The sequence below is a fragment of the Streptomyces europaeiscabiei genome, assembly GCF_036346855.1.
GTDB classification, from domain to species: domain Bacteria; phylum Actinomycetota; class Actinomycetes; order Streptomycetales; family Streptomycetaceae; genus Streptomyces; species Streptomyces europaeiscabiei.
Genome location: NZ_CP107843.1, coordinates 56,549 through 69,400 on the forward strand (window position 1 = coordinate 56,549; position 12,852 = coordinate 69,400).

General features: G+C 70.6%; 14 protein-coding genes. 1 reads left to right on the forward strand and 13 read right to left on the reverse strand.

Annotation, left to right across the window (positions count from 1 at the left end):
- The 13 genes from OG858_RS47765 to OG858_RS47825 all read right to left on the reverse strand — a co-directional run bounded on the left by OG858_RS47765 (position 1) and on the right by OG858_RS47825 (position 11,806).
- Positions 1 to 5,748: a peptidoglycan DD-metalloendopeptidase family protein gene (locus OG858_RS47765; protein ID WP_328545460.1), complete on the reverse strand. Its 5,748-nt coding sequence runs from the start codon at positions 5,746 to 5,748 to the stop codon at positions 1 to 3.
- Positions 5,749 to 5,761: 13 nt separating this feature from the next.
- Positions 5,762 to 6,163: a hypothetical protein gene (locus OG858_RS47770; protein WP_328545461.1), complete on the reverse strand. Its 402-nt coding sequence runs from the start codon at positions 6,161 to 6,163 to the stop codon at positions 5,762 to 5,764.
- Between the two features lie 35 nt (positions 6,164 to 6,198).
- Complete coding sequence (locus OG858_RS47775) at positions 6,199 to 6,630, reverse strand: hypothetical protein (RefSeq protein WP_328545462.1); 432 nt, start codon at positions 6,628 to 6,630, stop codon at positions 6,199 to 6,201.
- A 118-nt stretch (positions 6,631 to 6,748) separates the two neighbouring features.
- Positions 6,749 to 7,333, reverse strand: a complete 585-nt coding sequence (locus OG858_RS47780) for a phage tail tube protein (protein ID WP_328545463.1) — start codon at positions 7,331 to 7,333, stop codon at positions 6,749 to 6,751.
- A 10-nt stretch (positions 7,334 to 7,343) separates the two neighbouring features.
- A complete protein-coding gene (locus tag OG858_RS47785) occupies positions 7,344 to 7,796 on the reverse strand; it encodes a hypothetical protein (RefSeq protein WP_328545464.1) in 453 nt (150 codons plus the stop codon).
- Between the two features lie 5 nt (positions 7,797 to 7,801).
- The gene (locus OG858_RS47790) at positions 7,802 to 8,032 is read right to left on the reverse strand and encodes a hypothetical protein (protein WP_328545465.1); all 231 of its coding nucleotides are present in this window, start codon (positions 8,030 to 8,032) and stop codon (positions 7,802 to 7,804) included.
- 15 nt (positions 8,033 to 8,047) lie between these two features.
- Complete coding sequence (locus OG858_RS47795) at positions 8,048 to 8,386, reverse strand: HK97 gp10 family phage protein (protein ID WP_328545466.1); 339 nt, start codon at positions 8,384 to 8,386, stop codon at positions 8,048 to 8,050.
- Positions 8,386 to 8,724 (reverse strand): hypothetical protein, encoded by a 339-nt coding sequence (locus OG858_RS47800; RefSeq protein ID WP_328545467.1) that lies wholly within the window; start codon positions 8,722 to 8,724, stop codon positions 8,386 to 8,388. The genes OG858_RS47795 and OG858_RS47800 overlap by 1 nt, the downstream gene beginning before the upstream one ends.
- Positions 8,724 to 9,098: a head-tail connector protein gene (locus OG858_RS47805; protein WP_328545468.1), complete on the reverse strand. Its 375-nt coding sequence runs from the start codon at positions 9,096 to 9,098 to the stop codon at positions 8,724 to 8,726. Before OG858_RS47805 ends, OG858_RS47800 begins: the two co-directional genes overlap by 1 nt.
- Positions 9,099 to 9,104: 6 nt before the next feature.
- Positions 9,105 to 9,692 (reverse strand): hypothetical protein, encoded by a 588-nt coding sequence (locus OG858_RS47810; RefSeq protein ID WP_328545469.1) that lies wholly within the window; start codon positions 9,690 to 9,692, stop codon positions 9,105 to 9,107.
- 2 nt (positions 9,693 to 9,694) lie between these two features.
- A complete protein-coding gene (locus tag OG858_RS47815; protein WP_328545470.1) occupies positions 9,695 to 10,072 on the reverse strand; it encodes a hypothetical protein in 378 nt (125 codons plus the stop codon).
- Between the two features lie 55 nt (positions 10,073 to 10,127).
- Positions 10,128 to 10,988, reverse strand: a complete 861-nt coding sequence (locus OG858_RS47820; protein WP_328545471.1) for a phage major capsid protein — start codon at positions 10,986 to 10,988, stop codon at positions 10,128 to 10,130.
- Between the two features lie 17 nt (positions 10,989 to 11,005).
- Positions 11,006 to 11,806 carry a hypothetical protein gene (locus OG858_RS47825; protein ID WP_328545472.1) on the reverse strand — a complete coding sequence of 267 codons (801 nt, stop codon included), beginning with the start codon at positions 11,804 to 11,806 and terminating at the stop codon, positions 11,006 to 11,008.
- A 152-nt stretch (positions 11,807 to 11,958) separates the two neighbouring features.
- Between OG858_RS47825 and OG858_RS47830 the strand changes: the two genes are divergently transcribed.
- Complete coding sequence (locus tag OG858_RS47830; protein ID WP_328545473.1) at positions 11,959 to 12,852, forward strand: hypothetical protein; 894 nt, start codon at positions 11,959 to 11,961, stop codon at positions 12,850 to 12,852.

Genomic DNA, 12,852 nt, shown 5'->3' on the forward strand with positions numbered 1-12,852 from the left:
TCAGGCTCCCACTACGACGGGCCGGTGGAGCTGGTCCTCCAGGGCGAGCGCGGCCAGGACCGAGGCGCGGGAGGCCTGCTCGCGCACGGTGGCCTGGTAGTTGAGGATCCGGTCGCCGACAGTGGTGGTCGAGGTGCTGTTCCCGATCCGGGTTCCGCCCGCTCCGGCGCTCGAGCGGACGATGGCGGCCATGCGTGCGGCGGTGGCGGCGGCCTGGGGGGTGGCGGCGCGCATGCCCTGGGCGAAGCCCTGGACGGTGAACTCGCCGAGCTGGGCGAACACCAGCGACGGACTCTTGATTTTCAGGGCCTTCTCGATGGTCGCCTTGATCTTCTTGGCCAGGGCGGACATGGCGTTCTCAATGGCCTTCTCCTGCGCCTTCAGTCCGGCGAGGTAGCCCTTGCCGGACTGGGACCCGGCGTCGTAGAGGGCGTCGGCGGCGTCCTTCCCGTACGCGGTGGTGGCCTTGGTGATCGCGGCCTGGGTGGCGTTGATGTCCTTGAGCTGCTGCGGGGTCGCGTCGACGAGGGCCTGGGCGTAGGCGGCGCCGCCGTCCGGCCCGGCGTTGATGATCTGCTGAAGCAGGGCCTTGGACAAGCCGCGCTGGGCGAGAACCTGGAGGTTCTTCCCGAACGCCTTCAGCTGCGACAGGCGGGAGTTCAGGCCGGCGAGGATGCCGCCCGCCCCGAAGCCGAACCCACCGTTGGGCAGGCCGGTCATCTGGGTGAACTGGGTGGCGTTCTGGGCGGCTTCGGCAGCGAACGCGTTGGCCGCCGAGATTTTCGCGGCGATCGCGTCACGCTGCTTGGCCAGGGCCTGCAGCTGCGCGTTCGAGGCGGAGATCTTCGCCAGGAGCGCGTTGTCGATGGTCGACTTCACGCCCTTGAACGCGTTCTTCACCGCGTTCGCGACCAGGGTCATGGCCGCGCTGATCTGGGAGGCGGTGCCGGTCAGCTTCTTCAAAAAGTCCGAGCCGACGGACGCGGCGATGGGGCCGGTGTCGATGCGCTTCCCGCCCACGCGGACGATGCCGCCGGACGCGTAGCCGCGAGGCAGGCCCCGGCCGATACGGGTACCGCCGCCGACGAGGCCGCCGAGGGCGTAGCCGCCGGGCCGGTTGTACGCCCTGGACAGAGACCCGTACCGGGCGAGCGCGTACCGCATCGAGGCGTACACATTGGCCATCGGGTCGGTGCTGACGCCGTACATGAACGGGCCGGTGTTCTTGTACTTCCCGGCGTACGCGCGGAAGGTGCCCCGGATGACCTGCATGAGGCCGACGCTGGGGTAGCCGGCCTGCCAGTTGGAGTCCCACCGGTTGACGGCCTTGGGGTTGCCGCCGGACTCCTGCCGCATCCGCCGCAGGGTGGTGTCGGCCAGGGACAGGGACTGGCGGACCTGGCCGAGGGCCTGCTCGACGACGCCGCGCCAGCGCTGTACGCCGGTGCCGCCGTCCCCGCCGGAAGCGGTGAGGTACTTCATCGGGTCGACGGCGCGGCCGTTGACGCGGGCCTCGAGGTGCAGGTGCGGACCGGTGGTGTTGCCGGTCGCGCCGACGGCGCCGACCTTCGCGCCCCGGGTGATGCCGGCGCCGACCTTTGCAGCGATCGAGGAGAGGTGCGCGTACAGCGACTGCAGCTTGCCGCCGTGGTTGATGACGACGTGGCGCCCGTACGGGCCACCGGACTCGGCGGAGTTCACTGTGCCGTTGTCGACAGCGACGACCTTGGTACCGGTGCGGGCGGGGAAGTCCAGGCCGGTGTGGCGGCCGGAGGACCACATCAGGCCCCGGGCGCCGAAGCGGGTGCCGTAGGCGGCCTTCACCGGCTTCGTCCAGGCGCCGGTGGAGTCGGGGATGTCCTTGCCGCGGATGTAGTCGACGGCCCGGTCGATGAGGTTCAGCGGGGCGCGGGCGACCATGCCGGGCCAGGTGCTGGTGTTCGTGCCGAGGGCCTTGGTGATCCCGGACTTGACGGGCTTGAGGGCCTTCGCGGCGAGGTCGCCGAAGCGCCCGCGTACGGCGTCGGCGCCCTTGCCGAGCGCGCCGGTGACGCTGTCGGCGATGTTCGAGCCGAGGCTCTTCAGGCCGGAGCCGAGGTCGCCGATGATGCCGCCGCCGGCGAACCCGTACTGGGAGCGGGCGATCGCCGGGTTCTGGCCTCGGATGGCGGCCTGGTTCATGGCGTGCAGGCGTGCCCGCTCGTACGGGTCGCGCATGACCTCGGAGACGTAGACGCCCTCGCCGCGTCGCATGGGGACGAGTTGGTCGTCGCCCTGCCACCAGTTGGAGTCCCCGGAGAGGATGCCGCCACGGGCGAAGCCCTTCGGCATGCTCATCGGCTTCAGGTCCGGGACGCCGGGGATCTTCGCGGCGGTCTGGTTCCAGACGGTCACGATGCCGCGGTTGTAGACGGTCTCGATCCAGAACTTGATGGGCTCCTTGACCAGGTTCTTCAGTCCGGCCCAGATCTGGCCGATCGCGTCGCGGGCGTCCTCGAAGGCCTCGCGCAGTCCCTTGGCGAACGCGTCGAAGCCGCCGCGGACCTTCTTCCACGCATCCGTGGCGGTCGAGCGGATCCCGGACCAGAAGTCGTTCCAGATCCGGATCGCGCCGTCCTTGAGATCGGTGAAGATCTTCACGGTGCGGCGCCACATGTCGCGGAACCAGCCGATGGTGCCGTTGACGATGTCCGGGATGATCGAGTGGCCGAGCAGCTTGTCGTACACCCACTCGAAGGCGCTCGCGATCGCCTTCGTCAGCCACTTCACCGCGTCGACGGCGGGCTGGAAGGCCTTGCGTAGGGCGGCGAGGAAGTTGACGAGCTTGGTCAGCGCGGGGACGACGATCTTGACGATGAGCCAGGTCGCGAGCCGCAGGAACAGCGTGGACAGCTGCACGAGGGGCGGGATCAGCGGGATCAGGGCGGGCAGCAGGGCCAGGAGGAACTGCGCGCCCATCATCGTGATTTGCGGGATGAGGGGGGCGACGGCGGTCAGGATCTCGCCGAAGCTGCGGCCGAGCTGCAGCAGGTGCGGCAGCAGCATCGGCAGGATCGGCAGGGCCGTCTGGAGGGCCGTGGTGAAGAGTGCGAGGCCCTGGGTGACGAGTTCCTTCAGGATGACCGCGAGCCCGGCAATGATGGGCTTGAGGGCGGCGCCGAGGGCGCCCGCGACCTGGCGAATGACGGGTGCGGCGAGGAGGAAGGCGGCGGCGAGCGCGTCGACCAGGGGCAACAGCGGCGGCAGGAGTGAGGCGAGGAGCTCGCCCGCGACCGGCAGCAGGGGGGAGAGGGCCTCGACGAGGTTGATCGCGGCCTTGGCGATGCCGACGAGGACGGGTCCAAGGTTCTTCGCGACGGGCATCAGCGCCACGCCGAGCTGCTCGAGCAGGTCTCCGACGGCGGGGCCGAGGAGGCCGGCGATCTCGACGACGAACGGGGCCAGGGTGGCCAGGAGCGGCAGGGCGGCCTGAATCGCTGATCCGAGGGCGCCCGCGACGAGGGTGGCGATGGCCTGGACGGCGGTGAAGATGGCCCGGAGGGATTCCTGCACTTCCGGCAGGGCGGTGATGCGGCGGATCTCCTCGAGGGCGGTGCCGATGACGGCGAAGAAGTCGCCGCCCCCGGCGGCGGCCGCGCCCATGATGTTCTTGACGATCCCGAAGACGTCGCCGAGGACGTTGCCGAACTGGATCGCGACATCGAGGGCGGTGTTGATCGACTCGGCGAGGGTGCCGGACTCCAGGCCCTTGGACAGCTTGTCCATGACCCGGTCCATGGCCGAGGCGGCGCCCTGGGTGATCCGGTCGAACGCCGGCTGCGCGGCGATGGACAGCTGACCGAGGCCGGTGACCAGTTGGCCGGGTATGCGGGAGAGGTTGCCGAGGCTGGAGGTGATGCCGTCGAAGACCTTCTTCAGCTGGCCGGTGCGCTCGAGGTTCGATACGGCGGTGAGCGCGTTGCGGCCCATCGTGTTGAGTTCGCCCGCCGCGCCGGTCAGGCCGGTGCGGACGGTGGGCAGGATCTGTGTGCCGACCCGACTGAGGCGGTTGCCGAGTCCGTCGAACAGCCGGTCCTGGACCTCCAGGCGCATGTCCCGCCACGCCGGGGCCATCGACTGCAGGATGCCGACGAACTGGCGGGCGTTCGGGGACAGCTTCGCCAGCGCCGTGTCCAGCTTGGATGTCTGTGCGGCCGCCTTGGTCTGCGCGTCGGCGACCTGCCGGGCCGCATCGGCGACAGCGCGGTGGGCGTCGGCCAGGGAGCGTTGGGCCTCGGCTACCTGCTCGCCGGTCTGCCGGATCCGCTCGCGCGCGGCGAGGACCTGCTGACTGCCCTCCACCCCGGCCTTGTTGGCCGCCTTGGTCTCGGTGGTCAGGCGCTTTTGCTGCCGGGACTGCTCCTCGGCGTTCGCGCGGGACCGCTCGAGGGCGAGTTCGGCCTGCCGGATCTGCAGCTGTGTCGCGGTGGGGTCGGAGCGGGTGGTGGCGAGGTCGAGTTCGGCCTGCTCGACGTCGAGTGCGGCCTGCTTCTGGTCGAGGGCGCCCTGTTTCAGCTGGGCGTTCATGTCCTCGAGGGCGCGGGCGGCCTCGCGGCGGGCGGCGGACAGTTCGGCCTGGGTGAGGCGGGCGGTGCGCTGGGCCTGGGTGAGGGCCCGTTCGGCGTCGGCTACGCCGCGCTGGGCGTTGGCGAGCTGCCGCTGTGCCGTTTCCACCTGCCGGGTCGCGGTGGCCGCCTTGGTGGCCTCGGAGGCCACCGGGTTGAACGCTGCCTTGATCGCGTCGCCGACGCCGAGGGTGCCGAGTTTCATCGCGCCGAACAGGCCGATGAGAGTGGTCAGGGCGGGCGCGCCGGTCGCGGCGAGGGGGCCGAGCTGGGCGAGCGCGGAGCCGAGGGAGCCGATGGTGGGCAGCGCGCTGATCGCGGCGCCGGTGAGCATGGCGATGCGGCTGGACAGCAGACCGACGCCACCGCCTCCCCCGCCCCCGGAACCCAGCGAGCTGAGGCCGAGGGTGAGGGCGGCCAGGCCGGTGGAGCGGACCCGGATGTTGACGGTCCGGTCGCGGGTCAGGACCCGCAGGGAGGCGTCGGCGGCGGCGGTGTCGGCGCGGGCCTGGACCGTGACGGTGCGGCGGCGGGTGAGGTTGGCGAGGTCGTTCGCGGCGACGCGGGTGTCGACGTCGGCGCCGATCCGCACGGTGCGGCGCCGGATGAGGTTGTTGATCTCGTTCGCGGCGACGCGGGTGTCGACGGAGGCGCGAATGTTGACGACACGGTCGGCGGTGAGCCGGTCGAGTTGACGCTTGGCGGTGTTGTAGGCGGCCTGCTGGATGACCGGGAGGATGTCGACGCTCTGCTGCCCGGACAGGAAGCCGAGCTTGGTCTTGGCTGCGGTGTCGTCGACCTCGGCGGTGATCTTTACCTTGCGGTCCGCCGTCAGTTTCTGCAGGGAGGCGGTGGCAGCCTTGTCGTCCAGCTCGGCCGTGATCTTTACGGTGCGGTCGTCGGTGAGGCGGCGCAGGGCAGTGGTGGCGGCCTTGTCGTCGAGGGTCGCCTTGACCTTCACGCCGATCGGCTTGGCAAGCTTCTTGCTGATCGCGTTACGGATCAGGTCGCCGGCGAGGTCTCCCGCGTCCTTCGCGGGCTCGCGAATAGCAGCGGGCAGCTCGATGCGGAGGCGGTCGCCGAACTGGCTGACGTCCGGGATCAGTGAGACCCGGGTCCGGCCGACGACGGTGCCCTCCGACATGCCACCCTCCCTTCTACTGCTGTGGCGCCGCCTGCTTGGCCGCTTCCAGTTCGCGGATCTTCTTCAGCCAGTGCGCGATCTCTGCCTGCTTGGCCGCCTCGTCGGCCGGGGTGGTGCTGGGCCGCATCCGCTCCAGGACTGCCCGGTTGCGGGCGTCGATCGCCTCGGCCAGTTCCTGGGACCGCTCGTCGCCTTCCATCACGGGCGGCTGGATGGTCTGCAGGTCCGGCGGATCGCCCTGGAGGTGGGCCTTCCACAAGATCCGGACCAGCAGCAGCAGCGCGTTGTAGGAGGAGGCCCCGATGTAGGTGGCCTGCGACCAGCGGGCTCCGTCGACGTCGCCGGCTTCGGCGGCGCGGGTGGCGGATTCCTCGGGCAGGGCGTCGACCAGGTCGCGGAGTTCGGCCCAGTTCATCGACCCCTCTCCCCAGGACATGGCCCAGAACTCGGTTAGGCGGCGGCCTGGGTAGTAGCGCTGGATGTCGGCTCGAAGGGCTCCGGCGTGCTCTCGGAGGAGGGCGAGGAGCCGGAGTCTTCCCCCGCGGTGGTGCCCGCCTCCTTGCTGAGTTCGTCGAGGAGGTCGGTGAGTTCGCCGACGGTGAGGTGGGCGACCCTGAGGAGGTCGTCGAACGCGTCGGGCGGGGACGCCACCTTGCGGAGGATGCCGAGGTTGGCGTTGCCCTCGTCCTTCTCAACGGACTCGACGAGCTCGATCGGCCAGTGGTCCTGGGTGAGGAACGAGCACACCCGCTCCCGGACGGAGATGCCCTCGGGGTCGCCGGGGACCTCGAAGACCACGTCGACGTACTTGATGCCGGCGGCTTCGGCGCGCTGGGCGCGCATCTGCTGCAGGCGGATCACCTTGCGGTTCGGCTTGGACACGGCGTCTTCCTTCGTGGGCGAGGGCTTGGGGCGGGGGACGGTCACGGGGGTGAGGGTGGTGGTCTGCCGCGCTGCCCCCGCCCGGGTGTGAGCGCGGCAGACCACCAGCTCTGGGGGGTTACGTCAGGGCGACGTTGGTGAGGTAGCGCTGTACGGCCTGGCCGCCGCCGGGTGCGGCGAGCGGCTTGAACGTCAGCTCGAAGTTGGAGGCGTCGTCGGCGGAGCGCTTGCGGTTGCCGCGGTCGGACACGTCGACGCGGGCGATCATGATGCGCTCGATCTCGTCGCCCTCGATGATGTCGATCCCGAGCGCCCGCTCGATTCCGGGGCTGGCCTGCCCGGTGCCGAAGGACAGGAACTGAGGGACGGCGGGCGGGCCGACGGCGGCCGCCGTGCTGGTCATGTCGTCCTCTTCCACCGCGTAGTACAGCTGGAGCATCGCGGCGGTCGTCTCCAGGAACGTCATCTTGAAAGAGCCGTCGCGGGACTTGATGCGGGTCTTGACCGGGGCTTCCTCGCCCCAGGCCTGGATCTCGGTGCGGTCTTCTCCGAGGGCCTCCTCGAGGCCGTCGGGGTGCATGTAGCCGAGGTCGACCCATGCGACGTCCCAGGCGGCGGTCGGCGTGGTGGGGAAGGTGGTGCCGACGGGCGCGACGTAGGCGCGGCCCTTGACGCCAATCTTGATGTTGTCTGCGTCGCCCACGATGGGCCTCCTAGCTGGTCGTTCGGGGTGGGCGCACGCTCATCCCCAAGGTCATGCCGACCCGTCGGATCCCGGAATTGGGCTCCTCGGGCCGGTCTTGCGGACCGGTCTCCTCCGATATGCCGTTGACGCGTCCATCAGCGGTGGCCTGGCCGGGCATCAGCTCCCACAGGCCGCGTACTTGAAGGGCCAGCCGCATCGCCGCCCCGAGGTTCTGGGCGGGGGCGTAGCAGTCGACGGAGAAGCGGGGCTGATCCCTGGCAGAGGAATCGGACCAGCCCCGCAGACTGGCGGTGCCGCCGATACGCAGGACCCGGACGATGCCGCCGCGCTCGGCGAGTGCCTGGTCGAACTCCGCGGCTTCGGGGAGTTCACCGACGACCAGGGCGTCGTCGCCGAGGGCGGCCTGAAGGAGGTCGATGGCGACCTTCTTGCCGTCGGGGAGCTGTACCGGCGTGGACACGTCGGCTACTTCGCCTTGACCGTGCTGGCGGCCTTCGGGCCCGCCAGGGCGCTGGTCTCCGACGGGCTGGGGTCGGCGGCCGGGGCCGGCGCGGGTTCCGTGGTTTCCACGGGCTTGGCGAAGCCGTGCCAGGAGCGGACCTCGTCGCGGCGCACCGTCACGATGTCGCCGGGCTTCTTGTCCTTGTGCCAGAACGTCAGCTTCAGATCGACCATCTCAGCGCCGTCAGCGGCCATGGCGGTTCTCCTTCATCAGTGATCGCCTCCAGCGGCGTCGAGGGCGTGCGAGAGGGTGTAGTGGGGGCGGTGGATGGCGTGGCCGTTGCGGTCCCGCTGGGTGGTGCCGTGCTCGACGTAGTAGGAGTGGGGGGCGTCGGCGTCGACGTGCCGGGTGCCGTCAGGGTCGGGCTCGTCGACGACGTGGATGCCGTCGCGGAATTCGCCGGTGTCGACGGGTGCGGTGGCCTTGGCGATCTCCTCGACCCGCTTCATCCGCTCCTTGAAGTCGGCTTGGACCTCGGGGACGAGAGGCAGTTCGAACTGGATCGCCTCGTCGTCGATGTCGATGTCGATGTGGACTTCGGTGGCCATCAGCCCGTCACCTCCAGGAGGTTGACGGTTTGGCCGGAGAGCGGGCCGGACGCCTCCACGGCGCGGGGGACGCCGTCGACCTCCCACGTGCGGCCGTCCCACTGGACGCGGTGGTAGGCCGTCACCTGGGGGGCGCTCGGGGGGAGGTCGAGCTGGGCGGTGGTGATGGTCTGGTTGGCGGCCTGCTTGTTCTCGCGGGCGCTGGTGTAGTCGACGGTGCAGCCGGATACCGGTATCGGGACGGCGTTCGGCCAGTCCCGTACCTGGCTGTTGTAGTCACCGGCCGTGAGGGGGGCTTCGAGGAGGGTGACCGTCTGGCGGCCGATGTTGCCCGGCATCAGCCCTCCACCCAGACGAAGCCCTTGAAGTAGCCGGAGGCCAGGAGGACGTCGGCGGCGGCCCGGCACAGGCGCGGGGACTGGCCGGCGTTCTGGCCGACGGTGCGGCGGGTGAAGGACCGTGACCCGGTGGACATGGACTGGACGTCGTCCTGGGCGCCGGTCTCGTCGCCGCGGTCCATCGCCCAGTGGACTTGCTGCACGCAGGCGTCTTTGAGGGTCGCCAGGACGTCGGTGTCGGTGGGGTCGTAGGCGAGGCCGTGCAGCGCGCGGTCGATCGCCGTGGATGCCCGCGTGAGCAGGCGCACGGCGTTCGCCGGGGCGGGCTCGGGGGTGAGCCACGCCTCGAGGTCGCTGACGGTCGCGTACGGCACGATCTCCTACTCCTCCGTCTCCGGGTCCGGCTGCTGCTCGGTGCGGGCGTCCTCGACGACCTGCGCGTAGTCCTGGCAGTCGGTCTTGGTGGCGTCCTTGGCGTCGTCCGGGTCCATGCCGAGCGCGATCGCGTACTGCCGCCACTCGGCGACGACCGCGTTCTTCGCGGGCTTCTCCGGCAGGGGCTCGACCGGCGTCTCGGGGTCGGTGGTGGGGACCGGGGCGTCCTGGCCCTCGCCGAGCGCCTTCTCGTGTTCGGCGACCCACTCCTGCAGCTGGGTCAGCGACAGGGTGGAGGCCTGGGTGGACTCCATGCCGAGGGCGACCGCGTAGGTGGCCCACTGGCCCGCTGTCGCGTCGTCGCCGGGCTTCTCGCCCGGGGAGCGGCGGTGGGTGCCGACGCGGCTGGCGGTGGTGGCCTCCGCGCCGTCCACGACGACCAGGGCCTTGTTCCCGGCCGACACGTCGGCGTCCTTGCCGTCGACGGGCCGCAGGGCGCCCTTGGCGATCTGCTTGGCCATCTCGGGGGTGGGCGGGTCGTCCAGGTGGAGCCGGAGCCCACCCGTTCCCTCGTACTCGCGCGTCTTGGCCATGCTCAGAACGCCTTCGGGAGCTTGAAGACGGTGATGGTGCCGGTCGTGCCGGCCGCGAAGTCGACGTAGAGCTTGGAGCCGTCCTGCTGGAACCGGGCCGAGGTGAACGGGCCGAGGAACTCCTTACCGGTGGTCGCTGCGACCGTGGTGGCGGAGTCGCCCTGTCCGGCCATCCAGGACTGGGTACCCGATCCGGCCTTGACCGTGACGATCTTGTCGGTGCCGGCGGTGTTCGCGACGCGGATCAGGGTGCGCTCGGGGTCGGCGTTCTCGATGACGACGCCGTTGGTGACGAGGGTGGCGTCGATGGTCGTGCCAGCCACGTCGGTGAGGTGGCTGTTGGGAACGAACGGGGTGTAGGCGACGGCGGTGCGCGGCATGAGGTCCTCCTGAAGGGGTCAGCGCACGAAGTGGGTTCGGTGCCTTGAGGAGGGCTCAGGCGGCGGGGTTGACGAACGCGACGGCGATTCCGGTGGGGCGCAGGAGCTTGGCGCCGTAGACGTGGAGGCCGCGGATCGCGTCGGCGATCGTGGACTGCAGGCGCAGGGCCTCGGTCTCGAGGATCTGCTCGGCGTAGGTGATGGCCCCGGGGTAGCCGGCCTGGATGACCTGGGTGTCACCGGACGGGTTGGGGGTGTTGTTGGACTCGAGGATGTCGAATCCGGCGGCGCGGCCGACGAAGCCGTTGCGCAGGCCCTCGGTCGTCGCGGAGGCGTCGGCGCGGATGAACCGGTCGTCGTTGAGCATGGAGCCGATGAACTCCGGCGAGGCGACGACGTAGCGGCCCTCGGTGGGCACGTTGGCCCGGTTGAGCTTGGTGCGCAGCGGCACCAGGACCTTGCTGTAGGCGTCGGTCGGTGTGGTGTACGTGTCGATCGGGGCGCCGGTGGAGCCGACCGTGTTGGCGGCGGCGACGCCCGTGTAGAGGGAGGCGACGTAGGCGTCGGCCTTGTCGCGCAGGCCGTAGGCGGCGTTCTGTGCCATCTGCGCCATGGGGTTCATGAGCGCCTGGGCCTTGTCCACGTCGTCGATCTTGAACGCGAAGGCCTTGCCCTGGTCGATGACCAGGTCGGTGCCCGCGGTCTCGATGTCCTCGTAGTTGATGGTGTCGCCCGCGTCGTAGTCGAAGATCGTCGGGTCACCGATCGTGGTGATGTGGACGCTCTGACCCTGGCTCGAGATCTCGCCCTCGTAGTTGCGGTTCACGAGCTGCGGCTGGGCGTAGACGAGGCTGTTGCGGAGGGCTACGAGGAGCTGCGCGCTCCAGATCTCCGGCTTGAAGTTGTTGATCGACAACGGAGGCTCCTAGTGGCCTACCGGCCGCCCAGGTAGGACTTGAAGCGTCCCTCTTCGACGGCCTTGGTGATCTCTTCTGAGGACATCCGCGCTGCGTCTTCCGCGCCCAGCTGCTTCTTGCCGCCGGGGGCCCCGCTCATCGGTGCGCCGGCTGCGGGGACCGGTGCCGGTACCTGCTCGGGCTGCTTGGCCGCGAGCTTGGGGTTCGCGTCCACGGCCGTCTTGACGGCCTTGCCGATCGCGTCGCCGAAGTCCTGTGCGGAGGGGTCGAGCTTCGCGATGGCCTGGGCGAATCCCCTCGAGTCGAGGAGGGCGTCCGGGTCGCCGCCGTGCTGGGCGGCTGACTTGTAGACGGCGAGCTCCACCTGGGTCTGGCGGGCGGTGTCCTGGAACCCCTTGGTTCGGGACTGCTCGTCCGCGAGCTGCTTGGCGAGCTCTTCGGGGGTGGGCGGCTTCTCCTCGCCGGTGTCGATGCCGAACGCCGTGGCGACCTTCTTCATGAAGGCGTCCTGGTCGTCCTTGGCTTTCTGCTCTGCGGCCTGACGCTTCTGCTTCTCTGCTTCGACGTCGCCGCGGAGGTTCTCGACGAGGCGCTCGAACTTGGCCGGGTCGAACTCGCCCTCGAACTTCGGGGACTTCCCCTTGGGTTCGGCGGGCGGTGCGGGTGCCGGGGCCGGTTCGGCGGGTGCGGGCGTGGGCGGTGCGGGGGGTGCGGCCGGCTCTGGCGGAGTCGGTGCGGGTGCCGGGGGCGCGGGCGGGGTGCCGGGCTGGGTGCTCGGGTTCGCGGGCGTGGTTCCGGGCTGGGCGGGGGTCGACATCGGGGCCTCCTTGGGCTGCCTACACGCAGAGATGCGGCACCTTGGCCGCTTGCGCGTGGCATGGATGCTAACCCAATCCCGCACTCCATGCTGCACAATCAAAGGCAAGAACGCAAGCTAGCCTTTGATTTCAAGGAATGGAGGGGGTTGGTGTGGAGGAGTCCACCACGGTCGCCGATGCCGCCCAGCGGCACCCCGCCCAACTCCGCGGCCTCGAGCACCGCTACGCGGCAGCCGCCGCGCGTCCCCTCGCCCAGGCCCTCGCCCACGCGCAGAGGGACGCCACCACCCGCTGGACGCTGGCCACCTCCGCCACCCAGCCACTCCCCGTCCCGGCCGTCCTCAAGGACCTGATCGAGCGCATCCGCCAGGCGCTCGAGGCCGCGTTCACCGGCCAGGGCGCGCGCGCCATGCAGGAGGCGCAGCGCGCCGCCTACACCGCAGCAGCTCTCGGCATCCAGCACGCCTCCAGGATCACCGCACTTCTGCGCGGTGTTCCCCCGCCCGACATCCCCCCGGAGACCGGGCCCATCGCCGAGCGGGCCGCCGCGGGCATCCCGGTGGCCGTGGCGCAGGAGCACACCAACGCGCTCGCCCTGCTCACCACCGCCTCCCTGACCGCGTACGGGGCGGCCGGAGTTGCGGCCGTGTTCTCCCGCGCACGGCGGGCCGTCACCCGCATCACGCAGTCCGTCGCCGTCGCCGTCACCTCGGCCGCCGCGCACGCCGTCCGGATCGTCGCCGACCACCTCGGGCCCGGGGTGCGGCTGTTGTGGGTGGCCGAGCCGGGGGCCTGCCCCGCGTGTGCCGCGTACGCCGGCCGCCACATCCGGCCCGGCAGCCACTTCCCCGGCGGTCTCTCCCTGGACCCGCGGCGCACCGTGTTCACCACGTCGATCCCCGGTCCCCCGAGGCATCCGCACTGCCGCTGTGGACTGATCCCGTGGCATCCCGCCTGGCTCACCACCGGCACCCCCCTCCCCCAGCTCCTGCAGCAGCGCGCCCGCGCCGGAACCCGCATACCCTCTCCCGCCCGGAGGCCGTGA